The organism is Rhodoblastus sp. (assembly GCF_041915505.1).
Classification (GTDB): Bacteria; Pseudomonadota; Alphaproteobacteria; order Rhizobiales; family Beijerinckiaceae; genus Rhodoblastus.
The window spans coordinates 1-5,513 of record NZ_JAYSBG010000245.1; the positions used below are offsets into that span (position 1 = coordinate 1).

The following is a 5,513-nucleotide window of genomic DNA, read 5'->3' on the forward strand; positions in this document are numbered from 1 at the left end:
ATCTCAAGAACGAGCGCGCCACGACCGAGAGCTTCGCCGGCGGCTGGTTCCGCACCGGCGATCTCGCGGTGATCGAGCCCGACGGCTATGTGAAGATCAAGGACCGCTCCAAGGACGTGATCATTTCGGGCGGCGAGAACATTTCCTCGATCGAGGTCGAGGACGTGCTCTATCGCCACAAGGACGTGATGGCGGCGGCGGTGGTGGCGACGCCGGACGAGAAATGGGGAGAAGTGCCTTGCGCCTTCGTCGAATTGCGCGAGGGCTCGGAGGCGACGCAGGAGGAGTTTCTGGAGCATTGCCGGGCGCATCTGGCGCGGTTCAAGGTGCCCAAGAGCTTCATCTTCGGCCCGCTGCCGAAAACCTCGACCGGCAAGATCCAGAAATTCATCCTGCGCGAAAAGGCGCGCTCGGCCGAGGCCATCGGCTGAGCGCGGCGCGGCTGGAAGAAAGCAATTTTAAACATCCGCGTAGAAAGACGTGGCGTTTTGGCGTCGCAGCATTATGTTAAGAAAAGAAAATCCCCTTCGGGGGCGCGGCGCGGAGGCCGGCTCATGAAGATCACCGTCAATATCGACTGCACGCCCGCCGAGGCGCGAGCCTTCATGGGGCTGCCGGATTTCGAGCCGATGCAGAAACGCGCCATGGAAGAAGTCGAAAAAAGCATGATGGACGCGCTGGAACGTTACACCCCGGACGCGCTGCTGAAAATGTGGCTGCAGCCGGCGACGCTCAATGCGGACTGGTTCCAGGATATTCTTCGCCAAGCGCGCAAATAGACGCCGGATTTTGCCGATCAGGCAGGCTTTGCTGACCGATTTTTGGCGCGCGGGTTTCTCGCGCGCTTTTTTTCGTCCTATTTGTTGATCGTGGCCGCCCCGGCCGCGCAGACCACTTCGTCCTGCGAGCCGGTTCCGCCTGAACAGCCGATGGCGCCGATGAGCTTGCCGTCCTCGATCAGCGGGATGCCGCCGCGCGACGCGATAATTCCGTCCAGCGTCAGGACATATTTAAAATCCATTTTCTGGACGGCCTCTTCGAAGACCTTGGTCGGGCGCCGGAACGAGGCGGCGGCGCGCGCCTTGTGCTCGGCTATGGCCACGGAGGCGAGTTGCGCCCCATCCATTCGCGCGAAAGCGACCAGATTGGCGCCGGAATCGACCACCGCAATATTGAGCGGCCAGCCGCGCTTTTCGGCCTCGGCCTGCGCGGCGGCTATGGCCGCCTGGGCGCGCGCCAGCGCAATGGGCGCGCCATAGGGCGTCGCGAACGGCATTTTGTCCGGCACTGCGTCGAGCGGATAGGCGGGCGGCGCGACCGCAGGCTGCTGGGCCGAGGCCGACACCGGCGCCAAAACTGAAACGAGCTTGACTGTCGCGAACAGGAACAGAGCAAGGACCGGATTGCGCATGGAACTCTCCGGAAAGGGGGGGACCGGTCGGATGATAGCCGGAATCAGAGGCCGGCGTTCAACAATCTTCCGGCCTTGATATAGCGGCTGGGATCGACCGGCGCGCCGTCGACGCGCACTTCGTAATGCAGATGCGGGCCGGTCGAGCGGCCGGTCGAGCCGACCGCGCCGAGTTCCGATCCGGCCGAAATCCATTGGCCCTCCTCGACGAAAATGCGCGAGAGATGGCCGTAGCGGGTGGCAAGGCCGGCGCCGTGGTCGATTTCGACCATATTGCCATAGCCGCCGGCAGGGCCGGCTGAAACCACGCGGCCGGCTGCGGTGGCCCGCACCGGCTCGCCATAATCGCCGCGAAAATCCATGCCGGTATGCAAGGCGGGGCGCCCGAGGAAGGGGTCGGTGCGATAGCCATAGGTCGAAGTGACGTCGAGCGGGCCGGGCAGGGGCTGGCGCAGGGGCGCGAAGGGCAGGGCGCGGCGCAATCCGTCCATGGCGGCGATGGAATTATGCAGGCTGGCGTAGGCGCGTTCGAACTCGCCGCCCCGCTCCGGGGCGGTCGCGGGAACGAAGGGGCCGCCCATCGGGGCCGTCGTCGTCCCATCCTTGCCGGGCGTGGCCGCCGCCTGACGGATCATGCGATCGACCGGCAGGCCGGCTTCCGCGAAAGCCTCGCGCATGCGCTCCGCCTTGGCGGCGGCGGGCGCCTTGAGGCCGTTGAGGGCGGCGATCTGCCTCTGCTCGATCCGGTCGAAACGCGCGGCGAAGGAGCGCAGGCGCTGGTCGGGCGAGGTCTGGTCGGAATTGTCGGAAACGTCCTCGCCGACGGGGCCCGAGGGCTGGGCCCGGCGCAGGTCGAAGCCTTCCGGCGCCGGCTTGAAATTGTCGCGCGGGGCGCCGCCAAGCGTGGGAACGGGCGCGGGCGCCGCAGACGGCGCGAGGGTGGAGATCGGCGCCGCGGGCTCGGCGGTCGCGGCGCGGCGGGCGGCGGGCGCGTCCTGCGGATCGACCCGGGCGGCGAGCGACGAGAGCAAAGCGGAGCGGGACTCGAGCTTGGCCTGCCGCACGGCCAGCTCCGCCATTTTGCCTTCGAACGTGTCCTGATTGACCATTTGCCGCGAGGCGATGGAATCGATCTGCGAGCGCAGGGCCGCGATGCGGTCCTCATAGGCGAATTGCATGCTGGCCTGGCGGCGCATCAGCGAGGCCAGCATGTCGTCGCGGAACATCAGATAAAAGCCGACGCCGAGCGTCGCCAGCAGCACGGCGGGAACCAGGGCGAACAGCACGGCGGCGATCGCGGGCGGCAAAGCGATCTCGCGATGGAAATCGCGATAGGCCAAACGAACACTTACTCCAGGCCGCAGGGCCTGCGCCGGATTTGCCGCGCCACGCATGTCGTCTCATCCCGATTGGCCGCGCCGGATCGCAGGCGGCCACCATCGGGAAAAAGGTAAGCGAACATGGTTAATGCTTCGCCAATGCCGCGCGGGCGAGGATCAAGCCGCGGTCCGGCGCTCCAAACTCGGGTCGGGTCAAGAAGGTCCGTCATGCCCGTGCTTGTCACGGGCATGACGCAAAGAGGGCATTTCCCGTTAACCTGACGTTCGGAGCCCTGAGCGGCGGTCAGAGCGCCTTGGCCGCCGCCAGCACTTCTTCGGCGTGGCCGGGCACTTTCACCTTGCGCCAGATCCGCGCGATCTTGCCGTCCGGGCCAATCAGGAAGGTGGAGCGTTCGACGCCCATATATTTGCGCCCGTACATGCTCTTCTCGACCCAGACGCCATAGGCTTCGAGGGTCTGCTTGGTCTCGTCGGCGACCAGCGGAAAGGTCAGTTCATATTTGTCGCGGAACTTGTCGTGCTTCTTGACCGGATCGGGCGAGCCGCCGACCACCGCCGCATTGGCGGCCGCGAAGTCCTTGGCCAGGCCGTTGAAGGCGATGGCCTCGGCGGTGCAGCCCGACGTGTCGTCCTTGGGGTAGAAGTAAAGAACCAGCTTCTTCCCCTTGAAATCCGCGAGCGACAGGTCGCCCTTGCCGTCCCGGGGCAGTTTGAAATCCGGGGCCGGATCGCCCGCCTGCAATGCATCCGCCATTGTCCGTCCTTTCCATTCGCGCCGCCCGCCCGATTCGCGTCGCGCCCTGGCTGCGCCCGGCCTCCATTTTTGCTTAATTCCGTCCAAAATGTCTGCATGTTTTCGCAGTGTGCGGGCGGGCGGCCCTCGATGCGGGTAGGCCGGAAGGCGCCGGCGTTTTACTGTAAGGTGGCGATTCGAACGGCCCAGCCGCCCAGGCGGCGCTACGGGCGTTCTGGCAGGAAAGCTTTTCTTTGGTCGAGACGCGAGACCCCGAAATTTTTGAAGGCCCTCCGCCGCCGCTGGAGCCGCGTCGCCGCTTGCGCCGCACGCGTCGCGTCTTCAGCGCCGGCCTGTCCTTCGCTTTGATGGCGCTGCTTTGCGTGCTGGGCCTCGTCGTGGTCGGCCTCGCCTTCGGCCGGATCAGCCTTGATCCGTTCAAGCCGGTTCTCGTCTCCGCCCTGCAGGACCGGCTGGGTCCGGGCTATGCGCTTTCCATCGAGGGCATGAGCATCGAGCGGCAGGATCACGGACTGGCGCTCGCGCTCAATGGCCTCACCCTCAAGCGGGCGGATGGCCGGCGGCTGCTCTCGACGCCCAAGGCCGATCTGATCTTCGATCCGCTCTCGCTGCTCGCCGGACGCATCAAACCGTCCCGGGTCGATATTGACGGGCTCAATCTGGAGCTGCGCGTGCTCCCCGACGGCGCGCTCGACCTCTCCGCCGGCGGCGATCCGACCGCGCTGGCGCCCTCCGCCGACGAACCCTCGCCCGCTTCGTCGCCTCCGTCCGGCGTCGAACCGAGCGTCGCGCCTCCGACCAGCGCGCCGTCGCCCGCCGTCCGGGCCAAGGTCCTGCGTCAGGCGGCCCGGGCGATCAACGCGATTTTCGACATCGGCCAGGGTCGCGACAGCCCGATCGCGGCGCTCGACCATTTCGGCATCCGCCGCGGCCGCCTGATCGTCGACGACCGCGTCGCGGGCCAGAAGCGCGGCTTCGAGGATTTCCAGTTCGCGCTCGACCGCTCCAATGCGGGCCATCGCGCGGTGGTCGACGCCAAAATGTCGGCGGTCGGGCCGAGCGGCCGCTGGACCGTCGAAGGCGTGGCGCGCGGCGCGCGCGACGAGGCGCATGAGTTGGCGATCGAGGGCTCCGGCTTCTCCATCGACGAAATTGCCTTGATGGCCGGCAAGACCAGCCTGCCGATCGATTCCGACATTCCGATCTCCTTCAAGGCCTCCGCCTCGTTCCAGGCCGACGGCCATGTGCTGGAGGCCAACGCCCGGCTGGCGCTCGGCCAGGGCTTCTGGCGCTTCGACGATCCCGATTTCCCGCCGGTCTTCGTCGACGAATTTTTCGCGGCGGCCCGTTGGGACGCCGCCAATCATCGCGCCGTGATCGACGAGGCGCAGATTTTTTCGGGCGCCTCGCGCTGTTTCTTCAACGGCGCCATCGCGCCGCCAGCGCAGGACGCCGGCGCGTGGAGCATCACGTTCCGGCAGACGGACGCCTGCGTGATCGGGCCGGAGCGGGCCGGCGAAAAGGCGGTCGCCATCTCGTCGGTGCGCGGCGAGCTGGCGCTCGACCTGCCGGGCCGGATCCTGTCGATCAACCGGCTCGAACTGGTCGGGCCCGAGGTGGCGGCGGCGGTTCAGGGTTCGATCGACTGGGTGGACGGCGCCCATATGCGCCTCGGCATTTCCGCCGGCAAGATGACGGCGGCCGGCGTGCTCGCGATCTGGCCCAACGCATTTGGCGCGCCGGTCCGGGCCTGGGCCGGCGACCATCTGATCTCCGGCAAGCTGGAAAGCTTCCGCATGGCGGTCGATCTCGACGACACCGACCTTCGCATGATGCGCGCCCAGCACCCCCCGATGGACGACCGCGTCGCCATGGATTATGTGATCCGTGACGCCGCATTCACCTTCCTCGACGGCGCTCCGCCCGCGCAGGGCGTGGACGCGCAGGGCCATTCGGCCGGGCGCTCGACGCGGATCGAGGCCAGCGTGGGCTATATGGAAGCCGCGCC

General features: G+C 67.0%; 4 protein-coding genes and 2 pseudogenes. 3 read left to right on the forward strand and 3 right to left on the reverse strand.

The window, feature by feature from the left end:
* Positions 1 to 431, forward strand: a pseudogene (locus tag ACE3S9_RS14135) (acyl-CoA synthetase); the annotation flags it as partial.
* A 123-nt stretch (positions 432 to 554) separates the two neighbouring features.
* Positions 555 to 779: a DUF6489 family protein gene (locus tag ACE3S9_RS14140; protein ID WP_374547118.1), complete on the forward strand. Its 225-nt coding sequence runs from the start codon at positions 555 to 557 to the stop codon at positions 777 to 779.
* Positions 780 to 856: 77 nt separating this feature from the next.
* Here ACE3S9_RS14140 and ACE3S9_RS14145 read toward each other — a convergent pair whose 3' ends face one another.
* From ACE3S9_RS14145 to ACE3S9_RS14155, 3 genes are all read right to left on the reverse strand, one after another.
* The gene (locus ACE3S9_RS14145; protein ID WP_374547119.1) at positions 857 to 1,411 is read right to left on the reverse strand and encodes a heme-binding protein; all 555 of its coding nucleotides are present in this window, start codon (positions 1,409 to 1,411) and stop codon (positions 857 to 859) included.
* Positions 1,412 to 1,455: 44 nt separating this feature from the next.
* Positions 1,456 to 2,805: a M23 family metallopeptidase gene (locus ACE3S9_RS14150; RefSeq protein WP_374547120.1), complete on the reverse strand. Its 1,350-nt coding sequence runs from the start codon at positions 2,803 to 2,805 to the stop codon at positions 1,456 to 1,458.
* A gap of 229 nt (positions 2,806 to 3,034) precedes the next feature.
* A complete protein-coding gene (locus ACE3S9_RS14155; protein WP_374547121.1) occupies positions 3,035 to 3,505 on the reverse strand; it encodes a peroxiredoxin in 471 nt (156 codons plus the stop codon).
* 299 nt (positions 3,506 to 3,804) lie between these two features.
* On the opposite strand from ACE3S9_RS14155, the pseudogene ACE3S9_RS14160 reads away from it, so the two are divergent.
* Positions 3,805 to 5,513: pseudogene (locus ACE3S9_RS14160) on the forward strand (hypothetical protein); the annotation flags it as partial.